Below are 14,335 nucleotides of genomic sequence, written 5' to 3'. Positions count from 1 at the left end.
GGCCCTTCTTCACCGTCGGTCGGGCGCCCGGGGTTCAGTACACGGTCGGGTCGAGCACCGAGACGCGGCAGATCTTCTCGCCCAGCAGCACCTCGGCGTGGATCTCCCGGTAGCCGGCGCCGGGCTCGCCGGAGGTGATCCGGAACAGCGGCTGCCCGTCGCCGATGTCGACGAAGTTGTCCGGCAGGTCCGCCTTGGCCAGTGTGTTCCACTGGTTCTCGTCGCGGAACGTCGGGTTGGCCTCGTCGGTGTACTGCTGGTAGTTCTCGGCCATCCACACCGCCGCGGCCCGGGTGCACGAGCCGTAGTAGAGGTTCTCGTAGTTGAGGTGGCCCCGGTCGTAGCTGCCGACCAGCGGGCTGAAGTACGAGTACTCGTACGGGTAGATGCGCGCCGAGGAGACCACGACCTCCGCCTGCCCGAGCACCGCCGCGCCGATCAGCGCCCAGGCCAGCACCGCGCGGCCGGAGTCGAAGGACTGCCGCACCCAGCGCACCAGCACCGTGGCCGCCAGCAGCAGCATGCCCGGCACCACGAACAGGAAGTGCCGCAGCCCGTTGTAGAGCGTGGCCTGGGCGACGATCACCATCAGGATCGGCACCACGATGTACGCGCCGATCAGCAGCAGCCGCCCGTCGAGGGTCTGCCGCCGGACCAGTGCCACCACCAGCGCCACGGCCGCGGCCAGGGTCAGCAGGACCACCGGCAGCGGCGACCCGACGATCAGCCAGCGCGGGGCGAAGTCCCACGGCAGGTCGGTGGAGCGGACCCAGGAGCCCGCGAACATGATGTCGTGGTTCCAGTCGTACTTCGACATCGACGAGATCGACGCCTTCAGCCCGTCCCCGGGGTTGGTCAGCAGGTACGGCCACAGCAGCGACATCACCAGGTAGGCCGTCGGCGCGATGACGATGGCGGCGCTGAACTGGTTGCTCAGCTCGGCGCGCAGCGCCGGGCCGCGCAGCCTGCGCCAGTTGCGCACCCAGTAGCCCAGGGCCAGCAGTCCGAGCAGGCCGAACCAGAGCAGTGAGGTGACCCGGATCGAGGCGGCGAAGCCGATCGCGGCACCGATCGCGGCGAGTTCCAGCACCTCGTGCTTGCGGTCGGGCTGCGACCAGCGGCGCATCAGGCGCAGCACCAGCCACAGCACCAGCAGCATCGCCCCGGCCAGCGGGATGTCCTTGGAGTTGTTGGGCATCTGGCCGGTGTAGCGCGGGTACAGCGCCAGCCCGAGCGCGGCGGCGAACCCGCCCCACGGCCCGGCCATCTCGCGGCCCGCCAGCCACATGACCAGGATGCCGAGCACGCCCATGGCGCCGCAGACCATGGTTCGGGTCTGCCACACCTCGCCGGTGAGGTGCTGGAAGAACGCGACGATCACCTCGGCGCCGGAGCCGTGCTGCGGCATGTAGATGTAGTCCGGGAAGTCGAGGAACGAGCGGTCCTCGCCCCAGCTGAGGTAGAACTTCAGCACCCGGGCGCCGTAGTCGTCCTGCATGTACTCGTCGTAGGTGCGGCCGTGGAACCGCCCCTGGGCGATCACGAACCACGACATGAGCAGTAGCAGCAGACCGGTCAGCGCGTTGGGCAGCCGCACCTGCCACCAGGGCGGGGGCGGGGGCGGGGGCGCCTGCGCCGGGGCCTGCGGCGGTGGGATGTCGTCCGACGGGGTCGGCAAACCTGGTTCGACATCGACGTCGGACACTACCTGCTCCGATTCTTCAGGGGTCCGCACGCGCGGCGGACGGGGCCAGCCGGGTCGCGGCGCTGCCCCGCCGCAGGGGTGCGCCCGGACCGCGTTCGGCCCGGCGCACCCACCGCAGCATTGTGACGCAGGTCGCCGACCGGCACCACCCCGACCCCGGCGCCATCGACGTCGATCGCCGCCGATGGATGCCCCGTCACATCGGCTTGACGGCCCGCATCATCAGCGACACCCCGCGCCGGTTCTTCACCGGCAGCAGCCGCTCGAACTTGATGATCAGGCCGAGCCCGAAGTTGACCAGCCACGGTACGGCGACGATGTCGTGCTCGTTCTGCGCGTCGTCGGCGTTGCGGCGCCGCAGCTTGACCACCGGGCGCAGCAGCACGTTCCAGCTCCACAGCGTCTCGACGACCATCCCGGCGCCCTCCATCAGCTTGACCAGGCCCGCCCGGTCGTAGCGGCGGAAGTGCCCGGTGGCGACGTCATGCTTGGACCACAGCTCCATGTCGCACGGCACCGCGATCAGCGCCGTGCCGCCGGGGCGCAGCACCCGGTGGATCTCGGCGGCCGCCTGGTCGTCCTCCTCGATGTGCTCCAGCACGTCGAACGCGACGAGCAGGTCGAAGGAGCCGTCCGCCAGCGGCAGGTCCCGGGCGTCGGCCTGGATCGCGTCGAAGCCCCGCTGCCGGGCGATGTCGACGCCCTCCTGGATGTACTCGGTGACCAGCACGTCCCAGCCCATGTCCCGCAGGGTCTGGCTGTTGCCGCCGCCGGACGCTCCGATCTCCACGGCCTTGCCCGGAGTGCCGATCCGGCGCAGCTCGCGGGCGATGATCGCGCGGCGTTCCCGATACCACCAGTGCCGGTTCTCCACGGCGGTGGCGGCGCGGATGTCATCCGCGTCCATGGGCGTCCCCCATCCTTGACCCAGTCGCTCCTCCTCAGCGGAAATCGAGGAGTTCTCAGTAACGGATGAGACTAAGGGTCACAAACGGATCACCACAAGGGCCAATGATCATCGGTCGAAAGTGCGCACGACAGCGGTGGTGCTTGCCGACGGTGACGGTATGGGCTACCGTGGGCCACAGCAGCCCTCGCTGGAGGCATCGACCCCCAGGGCTTGCCGATCTCAAGCCGCAGCAGCGGGAAACTTTCGCTCCCGCCCGGCTTCCCACCGCGCCACGACGCGCCGCCCGGTATCGCCATACCGCCATCGGCCCGCGTCCGCGCCGTCACCGCCGCGGCACCGCCGTGCGCGGCCGAACCCACCCAGGAGCACCACCATGACCGAACTGGCCGTCAAGGCGCAGTCCCCCGCCCGGCACCGCCGCCGCGGCACCGCCACCACGTCCGAACCGAGCCCCGACGACACCGCCACGGCCTTCACCGGCATCGTCGACACCCGCGACCACCACGCGTTCGTACGCCTGCGCGGCTACCTGCCCGACCCCCGCGACCCGTACCTGCCGCCCGCCCTGGTCCGGCAGCACGACCTGCGGCGCGGCGACGTGCTCACCGGCGCCATGGCGGCCCCGGCCGAACGCGGCGACGGCCGCTCCGGCCGCCGCCCGACCGTGACGGCGGCGCACACGGTCAACGGCGACCCCGCCGACCCGCCCGCGCCCCGCCCCGACTTCTACCGGCTCACGCCGCTGTTCCCGCAGGAGCGGCTGCGGCTGGAGGTCGAGCCGCAGGTGCTCACCACCCGTGTCATCGACCTGCTCAGCCCCATCGGCAAGGGCCAGCGGGCCCTGATCGTGTCGCCCCCCAAGGCGGGCAAGACGCAGGTGCTGCAGGCGATCGCCCGCGCCGTCTCGATCAACCACCCCGACTGCCACCTGATGGCGATCCTCATCGACGAGCGGCCCGAAGAGGTCACCGACATGCGCCGCACCGTACGCGGTGAGGTCGTCTCGTCCACCTTCGACCAGCCGCCGGCCGAGCACACCGCCGTGGCCGAACTGGCCATCGAGCGGGCCAAGCGCCTGGTCGAGGGCGGCCGCGACGTGATCGTGCTGCTCGACTCCATCACCCGGCTGGGCCGCGCCTACAACCTCGCCGCCCCCTCCGGCGGCCGGGTCATGTCCGGCGGCATCGAGGCCGGCGCCCTGTACGGGCCCAAGCGCTTCCTCGGCGCGGCCCGCAACATCGAGGGCGGCGGCTCGCTGACCATCATCGCCACCGCGCTGGTGGAGACCGGTTCGCTGGGCGACACGGTCATCTTCGAGGAGTTCAAGAGCACCGGCAACGCCGAGCTGCGCCTGCTGCGCGGCCTGGCCGAGCGGCGCGTCTTCCCGGCGGTCGACGTCGACGCCTCCGGCACCCGCCGCGAGGAGCTGCTACTCGACCCGCGCGAGCTGGACCTGGTGCGGCGCCTGCGCCGCGCGATGCGCTCGATGGACGGCCAGTCGGCCGGCGAGCAGCTGGTGGACCGGCTCGGCAAGACCGCCAGCAACGCCGAGTTCCTGCTCCAGCTGGCGCAGAGCCGGCAGGGTTGAGCCGGGCGCGGCGTACGCGCCGCACCCGGCGTACCTCGGTCAGGCGGGCAGCGACCAGCGCTGGGCCGCCGAGCCGTTGCAGTCCCAGATCTGCGACTGCGTGCCCGGGGTGGTGGTGTTGTTCGGGATGTCCAGGCAGCGGTTGGACTGCGGGTTGTAGTACGACCCGTCCGCCCGGTGGATGAACACCTGGGCCCCGGTGTTGTTGCAGTCCCACAGCTGGATCTTCGTGCCGTTGGCGGTGCCCGCGCCGGTGATGTCGGCGCACTTGCCGAGCGCGTGCAGCGTGGTGCCCGCCTCGACGTAGGTCCACTGCTGCGCGCCGGTGCCGTTGCAGGTGTAGGTCTGGACCGCGGTGCCGTTGGCGGTGCCGGAGGCGCGGACGTCCAGGCACAGCCCGTTGGCGGCCTTGATCGCCTTGCCGCCGGGCTGCGGGTTGCCACCGCCGCCACCGGCGGTGTACGCCGCGACGTAGTCCACGATCATCGGCACGCCCGACACGGTCGAGCCGGTGGGGCCGCCGCCGAACGCGCCCGGGAACGAGCCGCCGATCGCCACGTTCAGGATCATGAAGAAGCCGTGGTGGGTGGCGTTGTTCCAGGTGGTCGCGTCGACCTGGTTGGCGTTGACGGTGAAGAAGTTGCTGCCGTCCAGGTACCACCGGATCTGCTCCGGCGACACGCTGCGGTCCAGCTCCATCGCGTACGTGTGGAAGCCGGTCTGGCAGCCGCCGCAGGCGCGCTCGCCGCTGCCGAGGCCGGTGTACTCGTTGCACGGGCCGCCGGGCGCGACGCCGCAGTGCAGGGTGGCGAACTCGGAGCTGCGACCGTTGATGTCCTCCATCAGGTCGATCTCGCCGATGCCGGGCCAGCCGCTGGCACCGGTGCCACGGGCGGCCGCGCCGAGCGTCCAGAAGGCGGGCCAGTAGCCGGCCGCCGCCGCGCCGCTGACGTTGGGCTGCTGCAGGCGGCCCTCCAGGCGCAGCTTGCCGCCGGCCGGGGCGGCGAAGTCGGTGCGCTGGGTCTCGACCCGGCCGCTGGTCCAGTTGCCGGCCCCGTCGCGGATCGGCTTGATGACCAGGTTGCCGTTGCCGTCGAGGTAGACGTTCTGGGTGCTGTTGGTCATGTACTCGATCTCGCCGGTACCCCAGTTGGCGGCGCCGCCGGGGTAGCCGTGGCCGATGTCGTACAGCCAGTTGGCGGTGTTCAGGCCGGAGCCCGCGGAGCCGTTGAAGTCCTCGCCGAACACCTGGGTCCAGCCGGACGGGACGCCCGGCAGGCCCGCGGTGGCCTCGGGCGGCGAGGTGACGACGGCGCCGGTGACGGCGACCGCGAAGGTGAGCGCGGCCACGCGCGCGCGGCGCCAGCCGGTGCGGAAGGCGGTCATGTGGTTGCCCTTTCAGGGGGACGGGGCGGGCAGGCGGTCCACTTCCGACGGGGCCGCCGGTCGTGGACAGGAGAGGGAGCGCTCTCAGCAGGATGGTCCGCTTCTGCAAACAATGTTGTCAATACGGGGCGGGCGGAGTTGGCAGCCGAGCGCCAACTCCGAACTATCCGGCATACCTGGTGTCCACGTTGTCGCATCGCAGTTCAGCTGCCATGCGCGGATACTCCGAACGCCTTTCCGACACGCTCCATATCGACGTCGACCGGCCGAAGTGGCGCCCTTCTCCGCCGCGTCCGCACCGCCGACCGCTCCCGCGCACCGCACGCAGAGAGCGCTCTCCGTCGCACCGGGAAAGTCGGGAACCTTGACTGGCATCCATGAAAATCGTTATTGTCCGATCGTCCTAATCGATGATGGTCGCTGGTCCGGCGCGCGCCGGATCGCAGCTCGGCTCCGCTCGGCCGACTGGTCGGCGTCCTTCGACTGCTCCTCGGAGGTGTCACCCATGTCTGGCGAAGCCGGAAAGTCTCCACACCCGCGCCGAAGGCATCTCGCGGCGATGGCCGCCGCCGCGCTCGCCGCGTCGCTGCTGTCTGCCTCCCCCGACCCCGCGTACGCCGCGGGCCTGCCGATCGTGGCCGATTACGAGGGCGACCTGCCCATCACCACCACCAGCCCCGGCATCTTCCCGTTCGGCAACGACGCGGCCAGCACGCCCACCCTGAGCCAGGCCGCGGCGAGCGACCGGCCCGGCGCCGGCATGGACAACCACGCCCTCAAGGTCGCCTACACCACCACCGCGTACGGCGGCCACTCGCACAACCTGACCGCGTCCCAGGACTGGACCGCGTACGGCGGGTTCAGCTTCTGGGCCAAGGGCAGCGGCTCCGGTCGCCAGATCCAGGTCGAGGTCAAGGACGGCGGGGCCGACGGCGAGCACTCCGAGCTGTGGGAGTCGCACTTCACCGACACCGCCGACTGGCAGCAGGTGAAGATCCCGTTCGGCAGCTTCACCAAGCGCACCGACTACCAGCCCGGCGGCGGCCCCACCGACGGCACGCTGACCCTGACGCAGATGTGGGGCTACGCGGTCAACCTGGGCAGCAACGTCACCGGCGAGCTGCTGCTGGACGACATCGCGCTCTACGGCAGCGCCCAGCCCCGGGTCGGCCTGGTCCAGGACGCGTACACCACCGACGCGGGCGGCTCGGTCGACGTGACCGTCACCGCGACCCAGCCCGGCGACGGGCCGCTGAGCAACGCGATCACCGTGCACTACACCGTCGGGGGCGGCACCGCCGTGGACGGCACCGACTTCCACGCCGCCACCGGCACGCTCACCTTCCCGGCCGGGACCGCCTCGGGCACGACGCAGCGCATCACCGTGGCGACGATCGGCGGCACGCCCGCCTCGGTCGGCAGGACCATCCCGGTGAAGCTGACCGCCGAGGGCGCCACACTCGGCGGCGACACGGCCACCGTCGTCATCAACGCGCACGGGCTGCCGTACCTGGACGCGGGCCTGCCCGTGCCGCAGCGCGTGGCCGACCTGCTGGGCCGGATGAGCCTGGCCGAGAAGGTCGGGCAGATGACGCAGGCCGAGCGGGCCGCGGTCGGCAGCGGGACGCCGATCATCACGTACCGGCTGGGCTCGCTGCTGTCGGGCGGCGGCTCGGTGCCGAACCCGAACACGCCCACCGCCTGGGCCGACATGATCGACAACTTCCAGCTGCACGCCCGCGCCACCCCGCTGCAGATCCCGCTGATCTACGGCATCGACGCGGTGCACGGCGACAACAACCTCGACGGCGCCACCGTCTTCCCCCACAACATCGGCCTGGGCGCCAGCCGCGACCCCGACCTGGTCAAGCGGACCGGTGAGCTGACCGCGCAGGAGACCCGGGCCACCGGCATCCCGTGGACGTTCTCCCCCTGCCTGTGCGTGAGCCGCGACGAGCGGTGGGGCCGGTCGTACGAGTCGTTCGGCGAGGACCCGGCGCTGGTACAGCTGCTGGAGACCATCATCGACGGCCTGCAGCACGACGGCAACCTCGCCGACCGGGGCGCCGTGCTCGCCACCGCCAAGCACTACTTCGGCGACGGCGGCACCCGCTACGGCTCGTCCACCAACGGGTCGTACACCACCGACCAGGGCGTCACCTACGGCACCCGGGACCAGCTCGAGGCCATCCACCTGGCCCCGTTCAAGACCGCGGTCCGCAAAGGCGTCGGCTCGGTCATGCCGTCCTACTCCAGCTTGCAGATCCTCGGCGAGGACAGCGCACCGGTGAAGATGCACGGCCGCGCCGACCAGCTCACCGGCGTACTCAAGCAGCAGCTCGGGTTCAAGGGCTTCGTGATCAGCGACTGGGCCGGCATCGACCAGCTCGGACCCGATTACAAGAGCGACGTGAAGGTCGGCGTCAACGCTGGCATCGACATGGTGATGGTGCCGTTCAACGTGCAGGGCTTCACCACCGCCCTGACCGAGCTCGCCACCAGCGGCGACGTCAGCGCGGCGCGCATCGACGACGCGGTGGCCCGGATCCTGACCCAGAAGTTCGCGCTCGGGCTGTTCGAGCACCCGTTCTCCGACCGCACCGGGCTGGCCGACATCGGCAGCGCGGCGCACCGGCAGGTGGCCCGGCAGGCCGCGGCCAAGTCGCAGGTGCTGCTCAAGAACGACGGCCGGATCCTGCCGCTGAGCAAGAACGCCAAGATCTACGTGGCCGGCTCCAACGCCGACGACCTGGGCAACCAGGCGGGCGGCTGGACGCTGAGCTGGCAGGGCGGCTCCGGCGACGCCGGGACCGGCACCACCATCCTGGACGGCATCCGGCAGGTCGCACCGCACGCGACGGTCACGTACAGCAAGGACGCGTCGGCGCCCATCGGCTCGGCGAGCGTCGGCGTGGTCGTGGTCGGCGAGACGCCGTACGCCGAGGGCGTCGGCGACGTCGGCAACGGGCACACGCTGCAGCTGTCGCCAGCCGACCGGGCCGCAGTCGACAAGGTGTGCGCGGCCGTGCGGTGCGTGGTCATGACCGTGTCCGGTCGGCCGCTCGACCTGACCGGGGTCGTGCCGCGCGCGGCCGGGGTGGTCGCGTCGTGGCTGCCGGGCAGCGAGGGCGCGGGCGTGGCCGACGTGCTGTTCGGCGACAAGCCGTTCACCGGGCGGCTGCCGGTCAGCTGGTTCCTCAGCGAGAGCCAGCTGCCGCTGAACCTCGGCGACCGGTACTACGACCCGCTGTACGCGTACGGCTGGGGGCTGCGCACCGACAGCGGTCGCGCGCGGCTGCAGTCACTGCGCGCGAAGCTGGCCGTGCTCGGGGACGACCGGGACGCGGCGGCGGCGGTTCGCGCACTGGACCGGGCGCTGACCCCGGGCTGGTGGCGGGCCGACGGGACCGCCCGCGACGGGGCGCGGGTGCTGGCCGCGCTGCAGGACGCGGCGCGGTCACTGCAGCGGTCGGCGCACGACGGGTTCGGCTACGACGATCCGCTGGTGTCGGTGGCGCGTGACATCGCGCAGGCGGCGGTGGTCGAGGCGGGGCCGGGCGCGATGGCGTACACCGCGTCGCTGACCGCCGACGCCGAGCACCAGCTGCTGCTCGGCAACCCGGCCACGGCGGTCGGGCTGCTCGGCCAGGCATACCACCGGGTCGACTGACCCGACGCCGACCGGCCCGGACGCACCCACCCCGCTGGGCGCGCCCGGGCCGTCCCACCGCACCGCCGCACCGCACTGGGGCGAAACTCCAGCTCGGACGCGGATTCGCGCGGCAGCGGCAGCGGCAGCGGCAGCGGCAGCGGCAGCGGCAGCGGCAGCGGCAGCGGCAGCGGCAGCGGCAGCGGCAGCGGCAGCGGCAGGATGATCGCCGTTTGTGGTCAGAGTGGGGTCCTGGGGCGCAGGGAATGACCGCAAGCGCAGATCATTCGGCAAGATCGGTGTTTCGGGGCCGGAATCGGCGGAGGGCAAGGCGAAGGCCCGCAGGAAAGTGACCGAAGGCGACGATCTTGAACGCCGCCGTCCCGCGATGCGGGAGCAGCAGATGAATCCATGTCGACGAATGCACGCCGCGCGCCCATAGTCGGCGATCTTGGCAGGTCCTGGCCGGGAGTCCGCTGCCGACGGGGATCCGGTCGGATCCGGGACAGCGGTCAGTCGGGGAGCATGGGCATGACCAGGCCAGGATCGCGGCCGAGCAGGGTGCCGCGCTGGAGTGAGGCGGTGCCGAAGCGCTCGCGCACCGCGTCGACGGCGGTGTCCAGCGCGTCGCGGTGCACCTGCGCGAACGGCAGCTCAAGCTGCACATGACCGTCGCGGTCGAGGTTGCCGACCGATACGCCGATCAGGGTCAGACCGCGCTCGGCGATGAGCGGACCGGCGGTCGCCAGCAGGGCGCGGACGGCGGCGAGGATCGCCTCGGTCTGCTCGGTCGCCTTGGCCAGGGTGAACGAGCGGGTGGCGCGGGTGTAGTCGGCGAAGCGGAGCCGCAGCACGACGGTCCGGCCGGGGCATTCGGCGCGGCGCATCCGGCGGGTGACCCGTTCGACCAGCCCGGCCAGCGTCGCATCCAGGTACTCGGCGGTGTGCGGGCCCCGGCCGAGGGCCCGCTGGGCGCCCATCGAGCCGCAGCGGCGGCCGGTGACCACCGGGCGCGGGTCGTGGTTGTGCGCGAGCGCGTGCAGGTGGCGGCCGGAGGCCTGGCCGAGCATCGACACGAGTGCGGCCTCGCCCAGGCGGGCGACCTGCCCCACCTTGCGGATGCCGCGCTGGTGCAGCTTGCCGGCGGTGACGGCGCCGACGCCCCACAGCACCTCGACCGGCAGCCGGTGCAGGAACGACAGCTCCTCGTCGGGGGCCACGGCGAGCAGCCCGTCCGGCTTGGCGACCCGGCTCGCGACCTTGGCCAGGAACTTGGTCCGGGCGATCCCGACCGTGATCGGCAGGCCGACCCGCGCCAGCACGTCGCGGCGCAGCTTCGCGGCGATCTCGGCCGGGCTGCCGCTGATCCGGTGCAGGCCGCCGACGTCCAGGAACGCCTCGTCGATGGAGAGCGGTTCGACGATCGGGGTGGTGTCGTCGAACACTTCGAACACGTCCCGGCTGGCCTGCGTGTACGCCGCCATGCGCGGCTGGACCACGATCGCCTGCGGGCACAGGTCGCGGGCGGCACGGCCGCTCATCGCGGTACGCACGCCGTACGCCTTGGCCTCGTAGCTGGCGGCGAGCACCACCCCGCCGCCGACGATCACCGGTCGGCCGCGCAGTCGCGGATCGTCGCGCTGCTCCACCGAGGCGTAGAACGAGTCGAGATCCGCGTGCATGATCGACGCCACGCTCCGCATGACCAGCATGGTAGTACAGGTGTTCGAAAAGCTGTCAACCCTGCCACGCGGTCCACCGGTCCACGTCCACCGCGAGGACCGGGCCGGGCGGCGGCTGCGCGGCGTACTGCGGGTAGCGGGCGGTGAGCAGGAGCAGGGCGCGCGCCGCCTCCGGGTCGGCCAGCGGCAGCACCCGGGCCGAGCCGTCGGCGCGCACCCACCACAGCCGCGACCAGTCGTCCTCGTAGTGGTCCGCGAGCACCGATACCAGCGGATGCACGGCCACGTTGGCCAGGCGCCGCAGCGCCGTGCTCCGCTTGGGCTTGCGGTCGACCGCGCTGTACAGGGTGTCGCCGTCCAGCGCGAACACGATCGGGACCAGGTGCGGGCGCCCGGCCGGGTCGACGGTGGCCAGCCGCGCGACGCGGGCCGAGGCGAACCGCTCGGCGGGGGTCACCCGGCCGTGAACTCCGCGATCGCGTGCTCCCACCGGTCCAGCGCCCGCTCGACCGGGCCGCGCGGGCCGGACGGCAGCCAGGCCATCGCGCGGTGCACCCCGGCCCCGGCCAGCTTCTCCAGCACCTTCGGGTCGGACGGCACCGACAGGAACTGCACCTGCACCGGCCGCTGCGCCCGCGCCCGCAGCTGCTCGATCCGCTCGAACACCCCCGGGTCGTCGCCGTAGTTGGGCAGCCAGCCGTCGCCGAAGGCCAGCACCCGCTCCAGCACCGTCGGGCCGGAGCCGCCGACCAGCACCGGCGGGTGCGGCCACTGCGCCGGCTTCGGGTACGACCAGATCCGGTCGAACGACACGTGCCGCCCCTGGTAGCTCGCCTCGTGGTCGGCCCAGATCGCCTTCATGGCCTCGACCCGCTCGTGCAGCAGTGCCATCCGCGTCTTCGGATCGGTGCCGTGGTTGCGCATCTCCTCCCGGTTCCAGCCGGCCCCGACGCCGAACTCAAACCGGCCGCCCGACAGGTGGTCCACACTGGCCACGGCCTTGGCGGTATGGATCGGGTCGCGCTGGATGACCAGGCAGATGCCGCTGCCCACGCGCAGCCGCGAGGTCGCCTCGGCCGCGGCGGTGAGCGCGACGAACAGGTCGTAGCAGTGCCAGTACTTGGGCGGCATCTCGCCGTACGGGAACGGCGACTCGCGGCTGGCCGGGATGTGGCTGTGCTCGGCGAAGAACAGCGCGTCCTGGCCCCGCTCCTCGACCAGCCTCGCCACCTCCCCGGGCCGCATCCCGTCATGGGTCGGGAAGTAACCGACGCCGAACTCCATCCCTGCCTCCAGCCGTCAGGCCCCTCGGCCATCATATGGGCGTTTTGACTGCCTCCCGACCGTAATATGCCGCGCGGGCGGACGGAAGGCCTCAGACCCTCCGTACCGCCGCCAACCGGATGTCGGTGCACGTACCGCCCGAAGATCGGGATAGCCTGTGCGGGTGACCGCGGAACTGTGGGTGCTCAACAACGGCTACGTCGGCGACCGGGTGGCCAGCACGGTGGCGCTGCTGCGCGACGGCGACACCCTGGCGGTCGTCGACCCCGGCATGGTCGCCGACCGGCAGCAGATCCTGGCACCGATGCGCGAACTGGGCGTGGACGACCAGTGGGTCAGCCGGGATGCCGAGGGCTTCGCGCTGACCGACGCGATCCGCCTGATCCGCACCCCCGGCCACACCGCCGAGGACATCACCACGCTCGTCGACACCGCCGACGGCCTCGTCGCGCTGACGCACGTGTGGTGGCACTCCGGCGGACCCGCGCACGACCCGAAGGCGACCGACTCCGCCGCGCTGACCGCGTCCCGGGCCCGGGTGCTGGCGCTGCGGCCGTCGCTGATCGTGCCTGGCCACGGTGCCGCGTTCGTACCCGACGAGAACACTCCGCGCTGACTGCGCCGCCCGTTCACCCCGCTCCGAGCCGCTCGCGCCTAACATGCCGTACATCATGAAGACGCCCCTGCTCACCGCTGCCCTGCTCGCCGCAGTCCTCGCGCTCACCGGCTGCGGCCCCGGCGGCGCACAGGACACCCCACCGGCCTGGTCGCAGGACCCGGTGCTGGTCGGCGCAGGTGACATCGCGACCACCGGCAAGGGCGACAGCGCCACCGCGGCGCTGCTCGACGAGATCGGCGGCACCGTCTTCACCCTCGGCGACAACGCCTATGACAGCGGCACCGCCAAGCAGTTCGCCAAGCTGTACGGCCCGACGTGGGGCAGGCACAAGTCCCGCACCCGCCCCGTGCCGGGCAACCACGACTACCGGACCGCCGGCGCGGCCGCGTACTACGACTACTTCGGCGCCGCGGCCGGACCGCCGGGCCTCGGCTACTACTCCTTCGACCTGGGCACCTGGCACATCGTGTCGCTCAATTCCAACGTCGACATGACGCCCGGGTCGAAGCAGGAGCGGTGGCTGCGCGCCGATCTGGCCGCCAGCGGCAGGCGCTGCACCCTGGCGTACTGGCATCATCCGCTGTTCACCTCGGGCGCCAACCACGCGCCGGACACCGCGACGCTGCCGCTCTACCAGGCCCTCTACGACAGTGGCGCCGAGGTCGTCGTCGCCGGGCACAACCACCAGTACGAACGCTTCGCCCCGATGGACCCCGCCGGCAACCTCGACCAGGCCCGCGGGCTGCGCACGTTCGTGGTGGGCACGGGCGGAGGCGGGCTCTACCAGTTCGGCACGATCCAGCCCAACAGCGAGGTGCGCGACAACACCACCTTCGGCGTCATCGCGTTCACGCTGCACGCCGACGGCTACGAGTGGCGCTTCGTCCCGCAGCGCGGCAAGACCTTCACCGACAGCGGGACCGGCGCCTGCCACTGACCGGTCAGCGCGGACCGGTGAACGGTGCCGTCGGCAGCGGCGGCCGCGGCGGGCGGACCGTGTCCCGGTCGACCTGCTCGAACTGCCAGCGGGTGACCGGCTCGACCAGGCTCTGCGCGACCTTGTAGCCGCCCATCGCGCACGCCACCAGCACCAGGCCGCCGATCAGGTTGCGCACGAACCAGTCCGGCGCGGGCCGCCCCAGCCGCTCCTGCTCCCGCGCCCACGCGGTGGCGTTCGGGCGGGAGAAACCGTCGTTCATCACAGGGCCGCCCGCACTTCCCGCGCGGCCAGGACCGCCGCCTCGATCCGCCGCTCCGGCGAGACACCCAGGTTGACGTACTGCACGGTGACGGCCCAACCGCCCAGCTGCGACACCACGTAGACCGTCTCGTCCTGGCCGAACCAGTAGCAGGCGCCGGGTCCCAGCTCCGGCACCGCGAACCGCTGCACACCGGCGAAGCGCATCTGGGAGACATAGTTCGCGGCCAGGGCCTGCGGGCCGTCCCAGCCGCGGCGGCCGTACGCGCCCACGCTGACCGTCAGATGTGCGGCGCCGGACCGGTCGTCGGGGG

General features: G+C 72.1%; 11 protein-coding genes and 1 pseudogene. 4 read left to right on the top strand and 8 right to left on the bottom strand.

Going from position 1 to position 14,335, the window contains the following annotated elements; genetic code table 11:
- Positions 1 to 34: 34 nt before the first annotated feature.
- Both QEZ54_RS34165 and QEZ54_RS34160 read right to left on the bottom strand, forming a co-directional pair.
- Entirely contained in the window at positions 35 to 1,705 is a 1,671-nt protein-coding gene (locus QEZ54_RS34165) for a glycosyltransferase family 39 protein (RefSeq protein ID WP_281308914.1), read from the bottom strand.
- Positions 1,706 to 1,901: 196 nt separating this feature from the next.
- Entirely contained in the window at positions 1,902 to 2,612 is a 711-nt protein-coding gene (locus QEZ54_RS34160) for a class I SAM-dependent methyltransferase (RefSeq protein WP_281308913.1), read from the bottom strand.
- Between the two features lie 481 nt (positions 2,613 to 3,093).
- Between QEZ54_RS34160 and rho the strand changes: the two are divergent.
- Positions 3,094 to 4,203 (top strand): annotated as a pseudogene (gene rho, locus QEZ54_RS34155) (transcription termination factor Rho); the annotation flags it as partial.
- Positions 4,204 to 4,242: 39 nt separating this feature from the next.
- On the opposite strand, the gene QEZ54_RS34150 reads toward rho, so the two are convergent.
- Entirely contained in the window at positions 4,243 to 5,589 is a 1,347-nt protein-coding gene (locus QEZ54_RS34150) for a ricin-type beta-trefoil lectin domain protein (protein WP_281308912.1), read from the bottom strand.
- Between the two features lie 505 nt (positions 5,590 to 6,094).
- On the opposite strand from QEZ54_RS34150, the gene QEZ54_RS34145 reads away from it, so the two are divergent.
- Positions 6,095 to 9,259, top strand: a complete 3,165-nt coding sequence (locus QEZ54_RS34145) for a glycoside hydrolase family 3 N-terminal domain-containing protein (RefSeq protein ID WP_281308911.1) — start codon at positions 6,095 to 6,097, stop codon at positions 9,257 to 9,259.
- Between the two features lie 491 nt (positions 9,260 to 9,750).
- Here QEZ54_RS34145 and dinB read toward each other — a convergent pair whose 3' ends face one another.
- The 3 genes from dinB to QEZ54_RS34130 are packed head-to-tail and all read right to left on the bottom strand — an operon-like array spanning position 9,751 to position 12,204.
- The gene (dinB, locus tag QEZ54_RS34140; RefSeq protein WP_281308910.1) at positions 9,751 to 10,941 is read right to left on the bottom strand and encodes a DNA polymerase IV; all 1,191 of its coding nucleotides are present in this window, start codon (positions 10,939 to 10,941) and stop codon (positions 9,751 to 9,753) included.
- A gap of 34 nt (positions 10,942 to 10,975) precedes the next feature.
- Entirely contained in the window at positions 10,976 to 11,377 is a 402-nt protein-coding gene (locus QEZ54_RS34135) for a TIGR03668 family PPOX class F420-dependent oxidoreductase (RefSeq protein WP_281308909.1), read from the bottom strand.
- The gene (locus tag QEZ54_RS34130; RefSeq protein ID WP_281308908.1) at positions 11,374 to 12,204 is read right to left on the bottom strand and encodes an LLM class F420-dependent oxidoreductase; all 831 of its coding nucleotides are present in this window, start codon (positions 12,202 to 12,204) and stop codon (positions 11,374 to 11,376) included. Before QEZ54_RS34130 ends, QEZ54_RS34135 begins: the two co-directional genes overlap by 4 nt.
- A gap of 163 nt (positions 12,205 to 12,367) precedes the next feature.
- Between QEZ54_RS34130 and QEZ54_RS34125 the strand changes: the two genes are divergently transcribed.
- Both QEZ54_RS34125 and QEZ54_RS34120 read left to right on the top strand, forming a co-directional pair.
- Positions 12,368 to 12,820 carry an MBL fold metallo-hydrolase gene (locus tag QEZ54_RS34125; RefSeq protein ID WP_281308907.1) on the top strand — a complete coding sequence of 151 codons (453 nt, stop codon included), beginning with the start codon at positions 12,368 to 12,370 and terminating at the stop codon, positions 12,818 to 12,820.
- A gap of 55 nt (positions 12,821 to 12,875) precedes the next feature.
- Positions 12,876 to 13,760 carry a metallophosphoesterase gene (locus tag QEZ54_RS34120; protein ID WP_281308906.1) on the top strand — a complete coding sequence of 295 codons (885 nt, stop codon included), beginning with the start codon at positions 12,876 to 12,878 and terminating at the stop codon, positions 13,758 to 13,760.
- A 4-nt stretch (positions 13,761 to 13,764) separates the two neighbouring features.
- On the opposite strand, the gene QEZ54_RS34115 is transcribed toward QEZ54_RS34120, so the two are convergent.
- Together QEZ54_RS34115 and QEZ54_RS34110 are read right to left on the bottom strand one after the other, a co-directional pair.
- Entirely contained in the window at positions 13,765 to 14,022 is a 258-nt protein-coding gene (locus tag QEZ54_RS34115; protein ID WP_281308905.1) for a hypothetical protein, read from the bottom strand.
- On the bottom strand, positions 14,022 to 14,335 hold a 314-nt coding region (locus tag QEZ54_RS34110; RefSeq protein ID WP_281308904.1), incomplete at its 5' end, for a hypothetical protein. The genes QEZ54_RS34115 and QEZ54_RS34110, both read right to left, overlap by 1 nt.

Source organism: Catellatospora sp. KI3 (assembly GCF_029948125.1).
GTDB lineage: Bacteria > Actinomycetota > Actinomycetes > Mycobacteriales > Micromonosporaceae > Catellatospora.
The sequence above is the reverse complement of the archived record's forward strand: the minus strand, read 5'-3'. Positions and strand labels throughout refer to the sequence as shown.